This is a genomic window from Staphylococcus sp. HMSC62B09 (assembly GCF_001839115.1).
Taxonomy (GTDB): Bacteria; Bacillota; Bacilli; order Staphylococcales; family Staphylococcaceae; genus Staphylococcus; species Staphylococcus haemolyticus.
Genome location: NZ_KV840121.1, coordinates 237,402 through 251,581, shown reverse-complemented (window position 1 = coordinate 251,581; position 14,180 = coordinate 237,402). Strand labels below are relative to the sequence as shown.

The 14,180-nt window shown below is 31.6% G+C and carries 11 protein-coding genes; 2 read left to right on the top strand and 9 right to left on the bottom strand.

Features of this window, described 5'->3' with window-relative positions; genetic code table 11:
• Positions 1-81: 81 nt before the first annotated feature.
• The 7 genes from HMPREF3265_RS04630 to HMPREF3265_RS04600 all read right to left on the bottom strand — a co-directional run bounded on the left by HMPREF3265_RS04630 (position 82) and on the right by HMPREF3265_RS04600 (position 9,637).
• Positions 82-1,593 (bottom strand): bifunctional metallophosphatase/5'-nucleotidase, encoded by a 1,512-nt coding sequence (locus tag HMPREF3265_RS04630; protein WP_070441306.1) that lies wholly within the window; start codon positions 1,591-1,593, stop codon positions 82-84.
• Between the two features lie 113 nt (positions 1,594-1,706).
• On the bottom strand, positions 1,707-3,065 hold the full coding sequence (locus HMPREF3265_RS04625) for a TrkH family potassium uptake protein (protein ID WP_070441309.1): 1,359 nt from the start codon (positions 3,063-3,065) through the stop codon (positions 1,707-1,709).
• Positions 3,066-3,083: 18 nt separating this feature from the next.
• Positions 3,084-5,000 carry a S1C family serine protease gene (locus tag HMPREF3265_RS04620; RefSeq protein ID WP_070441312.1) on the bottom strand — a complete coding sequence of 639 codons (1,917 nt, stop codon included), beginning with the start codon at positions 4,998-5,000 and terminating at the stop codon, positions 3,084-3,086.
• 249 nt (positions 5,001-5,249) lie between these two features.
• Positions 5,250-6,047 (bottom strand): TerC family protein, encoded by a 798-nt coding sequence (locus HMPREF3265_RS04615; RefSeq protein ID WP_070441315.1) that lies wholly within the window; start codon positions 6,045-6,047, stop codon positions 5,250-5,252.
• A 298-nt stretch (positions 6,048-6,345) separates the two neighbouring features.
• Positions 6,346-7,908 carry a peptide chain release factor 3 gene (locus HMPREF3265_RS04610; protein WP_070441318.1) on the bottom strand — a complete coding sequence of 521 codons (1,563 nt, stop codon included), beginning with the start codon at positions 7,906-7,908 and terminating at the stop codon, positions 6,346-6,348.
• Between the two features lie 3 nt (positions 7,909-7,911).
• Positions 7,912-8,163 carry a YueH family protein gene (locus tag HMPREF3265_RS04605; protein ID WP_070441321.1) on the bottom strand — a complete coding sequence of 84 codons (252 nt, stop codon included), beginning with the start codon at positions 8,161-8,163 and terminating at the stop codon, positions 7,912-7,914.
• Entirely contained in the window at positions 8,153-9,637 is a 1,485-nt protein-coding gene (locus HMPREF3265_RS04600; protein ID WP_070441324.1) for a UDP-N-acetylmuramoyl-L-alanyl-D-glutamate--L-lysine ligase, read from the bottom strand. Before HMPREF3265_RS04600 ends, HMPREF3265_RS04605 begins: the two co-directional genes overlap by 11 nt.
• Positions 9,638-10,052: 415 nt before the next feature.
• Here HMPREF3265_RS04600 and HMPREF3265_RS04595 point away from each other — a divergent pair, with 415 nt between their 5' ends.
• A complete protein-coding gene (locus tag HMPREF3265_RS04595) occupies positions 10,053-11,228 on the top strand; it encodes a diglucosyl diacylglycerol synthase (protein WP_070441428.1) in 1,176 nt (391 codons plus the stop codon).
• Entirely contained in the window at positions 11,206-12,402 is a 1,197-nt protein-coding gene (ltaA, locus tag HMPREF3265_RS04590) for a lipoteichoic acid biosynthesis MFS flippase LtaA (RefSeq protein WP_070441327.1), read from the top strand. Before HMPREF3265_RS04595 ends, ltaA begins: the two co-directional genes overlap by 23 nt.
• Before the next feature lie 88 nt (positions 12,403-12,490).
• Here ltaA and HMPREF3265_RS04585 read toward each other — a convergent pair whose 3' ends face one another.
• Both HMPREF3265_RS04585 and HMPREF3265_RS04580 read right to left on the bottom strand, forming a co-directional pair.
• Positions 12,491-13,000 (bottom strand): YjcG family protein, encoded by a 510-nt coding sequence (locus HMPREF3265_RS04585; protein WP_070485481.1) that lies wholly within the window; start codon positions 12,998-13,000, stop codon positions 12,491-12,493.
• Positions 13,001-13,179: 179 nt separating this feature from the next.
• On the bottom strand, positions 13,180-13,944 hold the full coding sequence (locus HMPREF3265_RS04580) for an esterase family protein (protein WP_070441338.1): 765 nt from the start codon (positions 13,942-13,944) through the stop codon (positions 13,180-13,182).
• Between the last annotated feature and the right edge of the window lie 236 nt (positions 13,945-14,180).

Sequence of the window (14,180 nt, the reverse complement as noted above, 5' to 3'; positions counted from 1 at the left end):
AACTTTTCTTAGTTTTAACTAAGAAAAGTTTTTTTGAAGTAAGTTACAATTTAAATACGTTTACTTATATGAGTACTATTTTTAATACGTTACTGAAAAATTAGAGTCCAACTTTAAATAATAATTAGGTTGATTTAGCTTTTCAGCGATAAGTGAACTCATCGGTCGATCATATGTGGAATGAAGTATTGATTCATCTTCCAAGTATTGACGATAATTTCTATAACAATAATCTGTCATTGTAACTCTATACTTTTCATCTAACTCAATATTTTTTATATTAACTCTATCAAAACGAGGCGCTAACATATCTACCTCATAATCAAATCCTTGCCACAATGTACATAATGTTTCATCAATAATAGTCATACTTAATTGATCTTGCTCAAATTGAATATAAGAATAAGTATATTCAAGCATCTTTTTAATTTGATGGCCTCTAAGTGTTATATCTATTGCTTTATCAGGATGTGGATAAGCATTATAGACACCCTCATTAGTCACTATACCTTTTAATCCCTTTTCGCCATTTTTAGGCACGTTAATACAAGTAATATTATTCTCATAGGCTAAATGTAGACTATCATGTAATAATTGTATAAATGGGTGTGGACTACTTAGTAAGTCTTCCAAGCCATTAACTTGTAAATCGACTTTATTCTCTGAAACAATATCCTTTGACCAATGTTCTAAGGCTTTACGATCATAATACGTTGTCTCAAGTAATTCCTGATCTTCTGGATACTCACTTAAATTAATTACTGTAGATTCAATATCTTCTTTTTCGAACGAGTTCGTACGTTTTTTAAATTTAATTTTGACGTGTACTAACTCTTGAGCATCTTGTCCTGCTTGAACATACACTGTTTCAAAATCATTACCTATAATCGTTTGATGCTGGTGCGCTGTTATCATTAAATCGATCACACCTATTTCCTTCATTATTTTTTCCGCTTCATGAGAACCTTTTCTATGTCTTGTATTCGTTTGATTTATTTTATATAGTCCTCCATGATAGATTACAATTAAGAAGTCAGGATGTTCACTTTCATGTATATATCTAATCCAGCGTTTAGCAGATAATAGTGCTTTTTCAATACTAACCTCTTTCTCCATTTCAGCGAATTCGTTTTTCATTAATCCATCTGCAGTTAAACCTACAATTGCGATTCGAACATTATCGTATTCTTTAATTATATAAGGTGTTGAGAAGTATGGTTCCTTTGTTAATGCAAATTCTATATTCGCAGATAACCATTGAAACCTTGATAGTGATACTGCTTTAGTCAAAAATGATAATCCAAATTTAAAATCATCCGGACTTATACCACTAGCATCATACTGCATAGCATTCATTAATTTAATCATAGGATGACGTTTATAGGGTGCGACAATAGCATAATAATGCGCAGCCAATGAGCCAGCTACACTTCCCCCACTATCTAATAAAATGACTTTATCATTGTTTTCTCTAATATTTTTAACATAGGTACCAGCACGATATATATTTGATCCAAAATCTCCATTCATAAAATGACTATGCATATCGGATGTTGCCAAGATATCTATATTTATATGTTCATTTTTCTCCAATTTACACACCCCTTATTTAAAGCTAGTTTAACATTTATTAATCTGTAGTTGCTATTTATTTCTAATCAAAAAAGCATTCTCAGAATTAATAATTTCTGTGAATGCTAATCTATTTAACCAATTTGAACACGTTCTTTAGGATAATGGTATTTATCCGGTTCTTTACGTCCAGCTATCATAATAATAAATGAAATTAAACCAACACGACCTATAAACATTAATATCATTAGTATTACTTTAGTAAGTCCACTAATATTGTCTGTAACACCTAAAGATAGACCACATGTTCCAAAGGCTGACATGACTTCAAAGAATACTTGTAGAAATGTTAAATTTGTTTTTTCAGTAGCGAGAATAACAATCATACTTACGAATGTTAGAATTGACGCCATAGTAAATACGGCGAATGAACGTTGAATATCAACTACATGTATTTCTCTATTGAATACTTTTATAGCTGTTTTTTCAGCATTATTATTAAAATTAATTACAAAGAGAATTAGTATCGCAAATGTAGTTGTACGTATACCACCACCAACTGAACTTGGAGATGAACCAATAAACATGAGGATACTCATAATTACATTCGTTGCATCACTAAAGTTTGTTACATCAATGGTTTGTAATCCAGCACTACGTGTTGTTGCAGATTGAAATAATGAATAAAATAAGGATTGATGCCAACTTAATCCTTTAAAAGCATGGTGATGTTCTAATGCTAATATGGCTACAACACCAAAAACAAATAAAAATAGATATGTGCATGTAGTTATTTTGGTAAATAGTGAAAATCTAAAATGACTGACTCTATTCCTTACATATGCTCTGATTTCAAGTAATACAGGAAATCCTATTGATCCTAATACGATTAGAAACATGACAATCGTTTGAACAAAATAATCCTTAGCGTAAGGTATTAATGATTGCCCTGTGATATCTAGTCCACCGTTAGTTGTAGCAGAGACAGACACAAATAAACCTTGCATGAGTGCATTTTTTAAATCTGGATTATCTCTATAGAAATAAAAAGCTAATAACAATGCACCTATAAATTCTATTGTTAATATCGTTTTGATGATTTCTAATATCAGCTTAACGGTTCCACTCATTGTATCTTTATTATTATCTAACATAATTAATTGGCGTTCGCGGATACCTATATGTTTCCCTAACACAACCCATAATACTGTACCAATCGCCATGACGCCAATACCGCCTATATTAAGTATGATTAATATAATAATTTGGCCAAATGTTGAATATGTATCTACTATGTTAACGGGAGATAGTCCAGTAACACTAATTCCTGATACAGCAACGAATAGCGTATCGATTGGGCTAACATCAACACCATGTTTATGCACAAATGGGAGGTTTAATAATAAAAAAGCGACAACTATGGCTATCAAATAATATAAAACTATCCCCTGTTGAGGGCTAGATTTTTTAAATAACTTACTGAAAATAGACACTCATTTGTCACCTCAACATTATTTCAATTTTATTTTTATATCTTGAGATTTTCCTTCTCTATAAATTTCAGCCGACAATGTTTTTAAGTCTTGTCTATGATTAAAAATTATTTGTCTATACTGTAAATTATTTTGAATTGATTTACTATCTAATTCTACAACTACATCACCAATTTTTAAACCTGATTTTTTACCTAAACCATTTTCTTTTAACATTTCTACTACGATTCCGTTTTGAACATCTTCGGGCACTTTTAATAAATTTCTTTCATAAGGTAATAAATCTGAAACATTTTTAATTCCAATACCAGTATTAGGATATTGAATTTCACCATTTTTCTCTAATTCCTCAGCAATTTCTCGTGCATCATCAATTGGAATTGCAAAGCCCATGCCTTCAATATTAGGCATATTTATTTTTAACGATACTAACCCTACTAATTCTCCAACTCTATTGACGACAGCACCTCCTGAATTACCTGGGTTAACTGAAGCATCAATTTGAAATGTATTAACCAATTCATCATTCTTATTATCTTTATCGAAGTCGACAGGTACTGCCCTATTTAATCCAGAAACAATACCTTTCGTCACTGTATTTTTAAAATCATTTCCAAGTGGATTACCAACAACTAGGATGGATTCACCTAGCTTTAAATGTTTTGAATGACCTATTTTAATTGGCTGCACGTTTTTATTTTTTATCGTTGCTTTAAGCACTGCAATATCTGACCACATATCTCTCCCAACAACTGTAGCAGTAGCTGTTTTATCATCATCATATGTAATGTTTACTCTTTTATTACTTCCAACTATATGTGTATTGGTTAAAATAAAAAAAGTATCGTCTACAGCTTTGTAGACGACACCTGAACCAACTTCATTATTTGAGTTTGTATTTGTTTTATCAATTGTTTGTGTTGTTATGTTCTTAGGTGTGTCATTCTCAATTGGTACCACTGATTTAACAGCTGTTTCTGCATTCTTCATTGTTGTTGTGTATTTCGTATCATTGTTACTACTTTGTTCAATACTACTATTTTGATTAATCGTTGAGATAATTGCACTAATTAGTATAACAATTAATATGATTGCAACTACTATGACTATTTTAAGCCAATGCAATTTTAAAAAGTCTTTTACTTTGTCCATCGTATCATTGCTCTTAGGCTTATCTTCTGAGTGTTCATTTTCTTCTGACTTATTAGAATGAGCTAAATTTTGACTAGACGCACTCTTTATGTCTTGATTATCTTCAACTTCATTGCTTTTATCTTTAGTATGTGAATTTAATTCTTGGTTAGAAGTTTCATTAGAACTTGCTTTTTGTTCTTTTTGTTCAATTTTTCGACTTTCATTTATTTCTAAAACGTCTTTCGATGATGCTTTAGTCTCTTTTTGTTTTTTAGTTTGTTCACTTTTATCAAGATGATTAACTTCACTTTTATTAATATTAACTTGTTGTTTTCCTTTATTCTTTTCAACTCTACTATATTTGGGTTCTATTTCAGCATGTTTGGAAGGAGTAAAATTATTGTCTTCTTTCTCTTGTTTTTCCACTTCGTCAGTAGGTTTAGTTACCTTATCATTATTTTCTTTATGTTCATTTTTTAGTTGTTGCTCTTCAGGTAGTGTTAAATGATGCGTGTTAGTATCATTTAATTCTTGATCAGATTCATTATCAGATCGTAATTTAGCTAGATGTTGTTGCTGGTGAATTTCTTCTTGTGTTAATTTCTCAATTCTTGCTTTTCGCATGTTATCTTTAACACGTTCTTCATTAACTTTTGCTTGTTCTTGCTCTTTTTTGGCAAGTCTCTCACGTTGTTCTCTCTCACGTTCTAATCGTTCTTCGCGTTCTTCATTATGGAAATACTCATGTCGTTTTCGACGATACTGTTCACGTGGTATTACGTGTTTTTTATCATTATCCAAAGGTGTCCACTCCTATCGACTAACTCACAATCTATCATGCTAACGTTAAATTATGTTTTGTGGTTGTGGCTTTATTTAATTTATTCATTAACTAAAGTTTAATATCAATATCGCCAATTAGCAATGAATTGAAGGTTCAAAATTGAATTTTTCTTATCAAATCACTAAATTGCACAATTTATAATAATAAAGCCTTTTAAACTTGATGATACACATCAAATCTAAAAGGCTCGAATCAATTATTTAATACTATTTATTGGCTTTCTTCTTGTTGCTACGTACTGACGTTAACCAACCGATTACGACTAAAAGAATCATAACTGTCCAGAAGATAGCTTGCCATAATGTACTATGAGGGAAATGTTCAGGTAAAATACCTATATCTTCATGAGCAAGTACTATAACAACTAATTTAATACCTACCCAACCTACAATTGCGAAGGCAGCTCCTTCTAATCCAGGATATTTATTTAGTAAGTCAACAAACCATGTAGCGGCAAAACGCATTAGAATAACACCGATCATTCCGCCAATAAACATTACTGAGAATTGACCTAGGTCCATGCCACCAAAATGAATGCCAACTTCAGGTAATGTTACAGCAATTGCCATCGCTGCTAACATTGAGTCAATTGCAAAAGCTATATCTGCAAATTCAACTTTTAAAACAGTGCCCCAAAATTGCATAGGTCCGACTTTTTTCTCTACGCCAGACTCGTCAAAATGATGGTCGTCACCCTCAGGTTGATCTTCATGTTTTTTGTGGAAGAATTGCCAGAGATTTCTTATTGACATAAAAATTAAATACGCGGCACCAAGTGCTTGGATAAACCAGAAATTTGCGATAATACTAATTAAGAATAAGGCAAGAAAACGGAATACAAATGCACCTAGCAAACCATAAAATAACGCTTTTTTACGTTGTTCAGGTGGTAAATGTTTTACCATAACAGCCATTACAACCGCATTATCAGCTGCTAATAGCCCTTCTAAAAATACAAGAACGAGAATTACCCATAGGTAAGGTAAAATTAAACTCGGATCCATAGTGGACAGCTCCTTTTTGTTTTAATACAAATAAAGAGACCTATGCTAAATAATAGCAAAGGTCTCACTTAGCAAATAAATGCCCACTTTACCGGAAGATAATACTTCGTAATGACGATAAAACGCTAACCATCAAGTAGTTAATGGTCTTCAAGTTACTCCCCTCTGACAGATTGTCATAGGTATTCATTTGTTAAGTGTATTATACACTATACTTAATATAAATAAACAATTAACGTTTAACAAATTGTCTATTTAAAGAGATATTTTTAAATACCCATTATTTTCAATCATAATCTTATAAAAGACTATACAATTTAATTTCTGAGAATTTTTCTTCGAACCAGCGTGTTGCAAATTCATTTTCGAATAAAAAGACGAAATTATCATATCTATCTTTCACTAATATTGAACGAGACGTGTTCATTTTATCTTGAATATCATCTTCGTTTTCAATCCAACGCGCAATTTTTCTACCAACAGGTTCCATAACAACATCAACGTTATATTCGTTTTTTATTCGATGTTCAAACACTTCAAATTGTAATTGACCAACGGCACCTAAAATAATTTGATTAGTGTGAAGCGTTTTATAATATTGGATTGCTCCCTCTTGAACAAGCTGTTCAATTCCTTTATGGAAATGTTTTTGCTTCATTACGTTTTTAGCTGAAACTTTCATAAATATTTCCGGTGTGAATTGAGGTAAATCTTGGAAACTATATTTTTGCTTGCCACCAACTAAAGTATCTCCAATTTGATAATTACCTGTATCATATAAACCAATGATATCTCCAGCTACTGCATGGTTAACAGTTTCTTTATCGTCAGCCATAAATGATGTTGAACGCGTAATTTTTTGTTTTTTGCTCGTACGTTGTAATGTTACATCCATACCACGTTCGAATGCACCGCTAACAACACGCATAAATGCAATTCTATCACGATGTTTAGGGTCCATATTAGCTTGAATTTTGAAAATAAATCCAGAAAATTCATCATCAAATGGGCTTACTTCAATTTCTTCATTTGTCTGACGTGCATTAGGCATCGGTGCATGATCAACATATGCATTCAAGAAGTTTTGAACACCGAAGTTAGCTAATGCAGAACCAAAGAATACAGGTGTTAATTCACCATTTAATAGCGCATCATTATCAAACTCTTCACCCGCTTCTTCTACAAGCATAAATTCTTCGATAGCTTGAGCAAATGCACTGTCATTACGAATAGCATGCTCTTCTTGTAGTTCATAATCATCATCTAAGTGTAAAACATTTTCTTCATCTCTAAATGGCTCTATAGATTTAGACTCACGATCGATAATACCAAAGAAATTTTGACCCATACCAATTGGCCAGTTCATAGGGTAAGTATCAATGTTTAATGTTTCTTCAATCTCATCTAATAATTCAAATGGCTCTTTACCTACGCGGTCCAATTTATTAATGAATGTAAAAATTGGAATTCCTCTCATTTTACAAACTTTAAATAGCTTTAAAGTTTGAGGTTCAATACCTTTAGCACAGTCAATAACCATCACTGCACTATCTACTGCCATTAAAGTACGATAAGTATCTTCTGAGAAATCTTCGTGTCCTGGTGTATCTAATATATTAATTTTGTAATCATCATAGTCAAATTGCATCACTGAACTCGTTACTGAAATACCACGTTCTTGCTCCACTTTCATCCAGTCACTAGTTGCAAATTTACCTGTTTTTTTACCTTTAACTGTACCCGCTTCTCTAATTGCACCACTAAAATATAATAACTTCTCAGTCAGTGTCGTTTTACCAGCATCCGGGTGAGATATTATGGCAAACGTTTTTCTTGATTCAACTTCTTCTTTTAAACTCATCTATTAATCTCCTTTAAAATCATTCACAATCCAGTTTGTTAAATTCGAAGCAATTTTGTTTGCTTCATTTTCCTCGATAAAAGCAAATAATTGCATTACCAATTCTTCCTTAACCTCATTACTGTCCATATTCAAATCAAGTTCTATTGACCAAAATATATCTGGAATAGCCAACATGATTTGATTTTTATCTTCAATTATATAAAAGTAAACATTAACAATTTCGTCATTTATAGATAATTGTTTAATTTTCACTTGGGCCACCGCCAAATTTTTTGTATGCCGCTTCAAGTCCAATTAAATCATCTCTATGTGGCACTTTAATATGTCCAGGCATGATTTGATATGGTTCTCTTCCTTTAGAAGCTAATACTACTGTATCGCCCGGTACAGCTATATCAATGGCATGTTTGATCCCTTCAGCTCTGTCATCAAATTCAACATAACGATCATGAGTTGCGCCTTTTGCTAGTTCAGCAGTCAACATTTTTGGATCATCATTAGCAGGATTATCTGGCGTAAATATTACGTAATCTGCTCTACAAGCTACTGCGCCCATTTCAGGTGTTTTAGTTAAGTCACGTTCTCCAGCCATTCCAATTAAAAAGATTAATTTTTGTTTCACGAAGGGTTTTACTGCATCTATAAGTTTATTCATTCCGTCAGCAGTATGCGCATAGTCAATAATTAAATCAATTGGTAGCGAAGGATCTAGAACTTCCAAACGCCCTTCAACTGGCTCTAAATTCTCAACTACTCTGACGATATCTTCCATAGATATTCCTTTACTCCAGACGGCAATCATGGCAGCCATAATATTTGAAATATTAAATTTACCTACATATGGTGTTTTAACACTGTATGTACCTATAGGCGTATCGAAATCAAATTGAACACCTTGTAAAGATTCTTGAATATTTTTAGCCATAAATTGAGCGTCATGGTCTATTCCATATGTAAATATTTCATATGGTGTAACTGATGCTAAATATTTGGAGAAATCATCATCATTATTTAAAACAGCATATTTCTCTTTCGATAAGTCTTCTCCCAGTTGACTAAATAACAATGATTTAGCATGTCCATAGGCTTCCATTGTGCCATGAAAATCTAAATGGTCTTGAGTTAAATTTGAGAATATCGCAACATCAAATTCTACACCTCTTAATCGCCCTAGTGATAAACCGTGACTAGATACTTCCATAGTCATAGCTTCCGCATTTTCATCAACCGCTTGCTTAATCTTTTTAGTTAAAGACACTGTTTCTGGTGTTGTATTGGCACCTTTAGTTTTATGTTCATTTATTTGGAAACCATTTGTTCCTAAATATGCGCTTCCTTTACCTAAACCTCTATAAATAAGATGAATCATAGTAGCAATTGAAGTTTTGCCATTAGTGCCTGTTACACCTATTGTAGTTAATTGATGGCTAGGATAATCATATAAAATATGTGCTAACAGGCTAGCAACTCTTAATGTATCTGGTACGATAACCTGCGTCACGTCACCGTTAATGTCTTGTTGATGGTTAACCACAATGACTTTTGCACCTTGATCAACAACATTTTGACAAAATTTATGGCTATCAACTGTATAGCCTTTTGATGCGACGAATATACTCCCTTCACTAGCGGTACGTGAATCTGTAGTGATATCAGTAACATTTATATCTAAAGTACCTATTACTTGTTTAACTCGTATTTTTTCGAACAACTCATTCGCATTCAAAATGTATCGCTCCTTTTTTTACAATAATTTTATTATACACGTTTTGAAGTTGTTGATAAATTTATAATCATTAAAATATTGATTAGATTTAATACGAACTTGATATGTTTTACACCTCAAACTAAAGATTTCATTAATATAATTGAAGGAATTATTAATTAATAGTTAATTATTTTAAAATTTCCTATATATATCACTTTAATTCAATACTTTTAAATCTATTAATGCTAGGATAGTTATATAAAGATGATGTTAAATTCCTTAATATGCTATAATGCACTATAAATGAATTTTATACTTTCAATAAAGGGTATATATATTATGATAACTATGTACGTATGTTTATTGCTACTATAGTTAAATCAGAATGCGTTATTGCGTGTTTTAAATTTAAATTAATGGAGGGTGACTATTAATGGTTACTCAAAATAAAAAGATATTGATTATTACCGGCTCATTTGGAAATGGACATTTACAAGTGACACAAAGTGTTGTTAATCAACTCAATGAAATGAACTTGTCTCATCTATCAGTTATTGAGCATGATTTGTTTATGGAAGCACACCCAATCTTAACTTCTATTTGCAAAAAATGGTATATCAATAGCTTTAAGTATTTTAGAAATATGTATAAAAACTTTTATTATAGTCGCCCTGATGAATTAGATAAATGTTTTTATAAATATTATGGATTAAATAAATTAATCAATCTACTACTTAAAGAAAAACCAGACTTAATCTTATTGACATTCCCTACTCCAGTAATGTCAGTGCTAACAGAGCAATTTAACATAAATATTCCAATCGCAACTGTTATGACAGATTACCGTCTACAAAAAAACTGGATAACGCCTAACTCTCATAGATATTATGTAGCTACTGACGATACCAAACGTGATTTCGTAAATGTTGGTATCCCTGCTTCTGATATAAAAGTGACTGGAATACCTATTTCCGATAAATTTGAATCTGACATCGATAAAGTTGCTTGGTTGAAGAAACATAATTTAAATCCTGATAAACCAACTATTCTGATGTCTGCCGGGGCATTTGGTGTATCAAAAGGATTTGACTATATGATTGATAACATCCTTCAGAAAAGTCCACAATCACAAATCGTAATGGTTTGTGGTCGTAGCAAAGGGTTAAAACGTACTTTAGAAATACAATTTAAATCATATGACAATGTCCTTATTCTAGGATATACAAAACATATGAATGAATGGATGGCATCAAGTCAACTTATGATTACAAAACCAGGTGGCATAACGATTTCCGAAGGTTTAACACGTAGTTTACCAATGATCTTCTTGAATCCGGCTCCAGGTCAAGAGCTTGAAAATGCATTATATTTCCAAGATAAATCATATGGCAAAATCGCGAATACACCTGAAGAAGCTATAGATATTGTTTCTGATTTAACAAATCACGAGTACCGCTTACAAGCTATGACTAATAAAATGACTGAAGAAAAGGTTAACCATTCAACTTATAGACTATGTACCGATTTATTAAATATCTTAGACAGTTCATCACAACAACAAGAAATATATGGAAAGGTTCCTTTATATGCCAGATTCTTCGTTAAGTAATAAAGGAATTAGTAAGAACTTCAAGATAATGCTCGTTATTTTGTTCTTAATGGAGTTTGCACGGGGAATGTATGTATTAAGTTACGTTAATTATTTACCAACCGTTACCTCTATTGCTGTTGCAGTGACTTCAGCGGCATTATCAATTCACTTTATATCCGATGCGGCAACGAATTTTGTCATCGGATTTCTTTTGAAAAAATTTGGTACTAAGCTAGTATTAACCTTAGGTTTTTTATTAGCTTTTATTAGTTTATTCTTAGTCATTTGGTTCCCAACTAATCCAATAGTTATCATTTTGAGTGCTATCATGTTGGGTATTGCTGTTAGTCCTATATGGGTTATCATGTTATCTAATGTAGAGGAAGCACAACGTGGTAAACAAATGGGCTATGTTTACTTTGCTTGGTTATTAGGATTACTCGTAGGATGGGCATTTATGAATGTTCTAGTTAAATTACATCCTACTCGATTTGCATTTATGATGTCACTTGTTGTAGTCATTGCATGGGTATTGTATTATTTTGTTGATATTAAATTAACAAATTACAATACTAAACCTGTTAGTGAACAATTAGGACAAATCGTTAATGTTATGAAACGTCACTTAGTGTTATTCCCTGGTATTTTATTACAAGGTGCTTCTATTTCAGCATTGCTACCTATACTACCTACATATGCTACAAAGGTAGTAGGCGTAAGTACTATTGAGTACACCATTGCCATCGCTATAGGTGGCGCCGGTTGTGCCTTTGCAATGTTATTTTTATCTAAGATTATTGATAAAAATAGTAACGGCTTTATGTATGCAGTTATTTTTACAGGTTTTATACTATTCACAGCGTTTATCTTTGGTTTATCTTTAGTAACAAATATCCTTATCGTTTGGATTGTAGCGATATTTATAGGTTTAATGTATGGGATATTATTGCCTGCATGGAATACATTTATGGCAGGGCAAATTGAACCCGCTGAACAAGAAGAAACTTGGGGCGTATTTAATAGTGTTCAAGGATTTGGTTCTATGATAGGTCCTTTATTTGGAGGCTTAATCGCTCAGTTTTCTAATGGTTTAAATAATACATTTTATTTTTCTGCAACAATCTTTTTAGTATTAGCGATATTCTACGGTGTTTATTTTGTAAAGTATCAAGGCAAAGCAAATCGTTTCTAATAAAAAGTAGATAAAATACTAAAAATCTAGTTAATGTACATCATACATTGTACATTAGCTAGATTTTTATTTTACATATTATTTAATTTTACGCTAACTTGAAAGAATCAATCACTTTCCATTTATCCTCTTCTTCGTCATAGCGTAATAATGATAGTTCTTCAATTTTTTCTTTAAGGTCTACCCCTACTAATTCTACTTGACCAAATATATCCTCGAATTCTTGGCTTGTTAAACCTTGAGCAATCGTAAAGTGTGGCACGAATGGATGCTCAGCTTCACCATGAAAATCTTCAGTATTAAATAAATTGAAAAGTTGTTCTAATTCATCAGTTTTAGCAACTTTAAAATAAATTACATTGTTAGTTGGTTTAAAGCTTGAAGCTTTTGTAGCATGAACATCTACAGATCCAAAACCTTCTAATCTTTTTTTAACTACTTCTTTTACTGAATCTAATTCATCATCATTGATTTCAAAGTGTGATTTGATCGTAATATGAGGCATGATACGTGCATACTCAGTATCATAACGTTTACGATAACCATTCACTTCATCTTGAAATGATTTTGACGGAATTAATGCTAATCCTATATTCATTGAAATTCCTCCTTTGTTTAACATATTACTATTATAGCAAAATTCTATATATTACGTTATTAGTTAGCAGAATTTTTTGAAAATGTTTACATTATCTAAACATTTTATTTCGTAGTATTGTACATTTAATTATCTCAATTAAATCTTAGCATTGATGATACAATTAAAAATACAAGTAATTAAACTTCATTTGACTCTTGTGTAATTACTTCATCGCTTAAATAATATTTAAGTATGTCTGATAATAGCGGTTTCCAAGATTTCCAGTTATGTCCACCCTCAAATTCTAAATAATGATATGTGAGCTCTTTGTCTTTAATGACTGTTGCTAAATCTCTATTTGGTGTTAAAAAGTTTGCACGTTCTCCAGTTGTTGGCAAAGCAAAATCTTCTTCTTCTAAACCAATAGCGTGCCAAATAGACAATTCACTATATTGTATACACTTATTAAATTTATCTATTACAGTTTCATCTGAATGCGGGCTAAGCATTGCTACTTGACTGAAAATAGTTGGGTAAGTCAATGCGGTTAAAAGTGCTATACTACCAGCAAGACTATCTCCTATTAAAATTCTGGCATTACCTACTTTATAAGTTGGAAACGTCTTATCAATAAATGGCAGCAATTCTTTACCAATAGCTTGTACGGTTTTATGACTTCTAGTACCCTGTGGATGAAATTCTTCTCTACGTTTATCAACATCTTCATAATGAAATCCAACTATAATGGCTCGTTGAATTTCATCTTCTCTTCTCAACCGTTCATATTCACGTTGAAATCTTCCAAATCTTAAAAAATCTAGCCCGTCAAAACATATAATGACTTGATACTTAAATAATTCAGAGTAATCTTCAGGCAAATATACTGATAATGTAACATCTCTTTCTAAGATATTACTATGTAATATATATTTATTAATTTTGCCTGATTTGAAATTCGACATAATATTGACGCCCCCTAAATAGAATATACTTATTGTATCAAGATAATGATGACTTTTAAATCTCTGATAAAAATCTAATGTTTCATACTCACGAAATTTGGTAATTTATACATAGTTATAACACTTTTTTCAAAATGTAGCTCTATATTTATTAATTACAATATTAAATATGAACTTCATTAATCTCAGTGTATCTCTCTAGAAGTCAAAATTTCCCTTTTTAACGCGTCTTAATT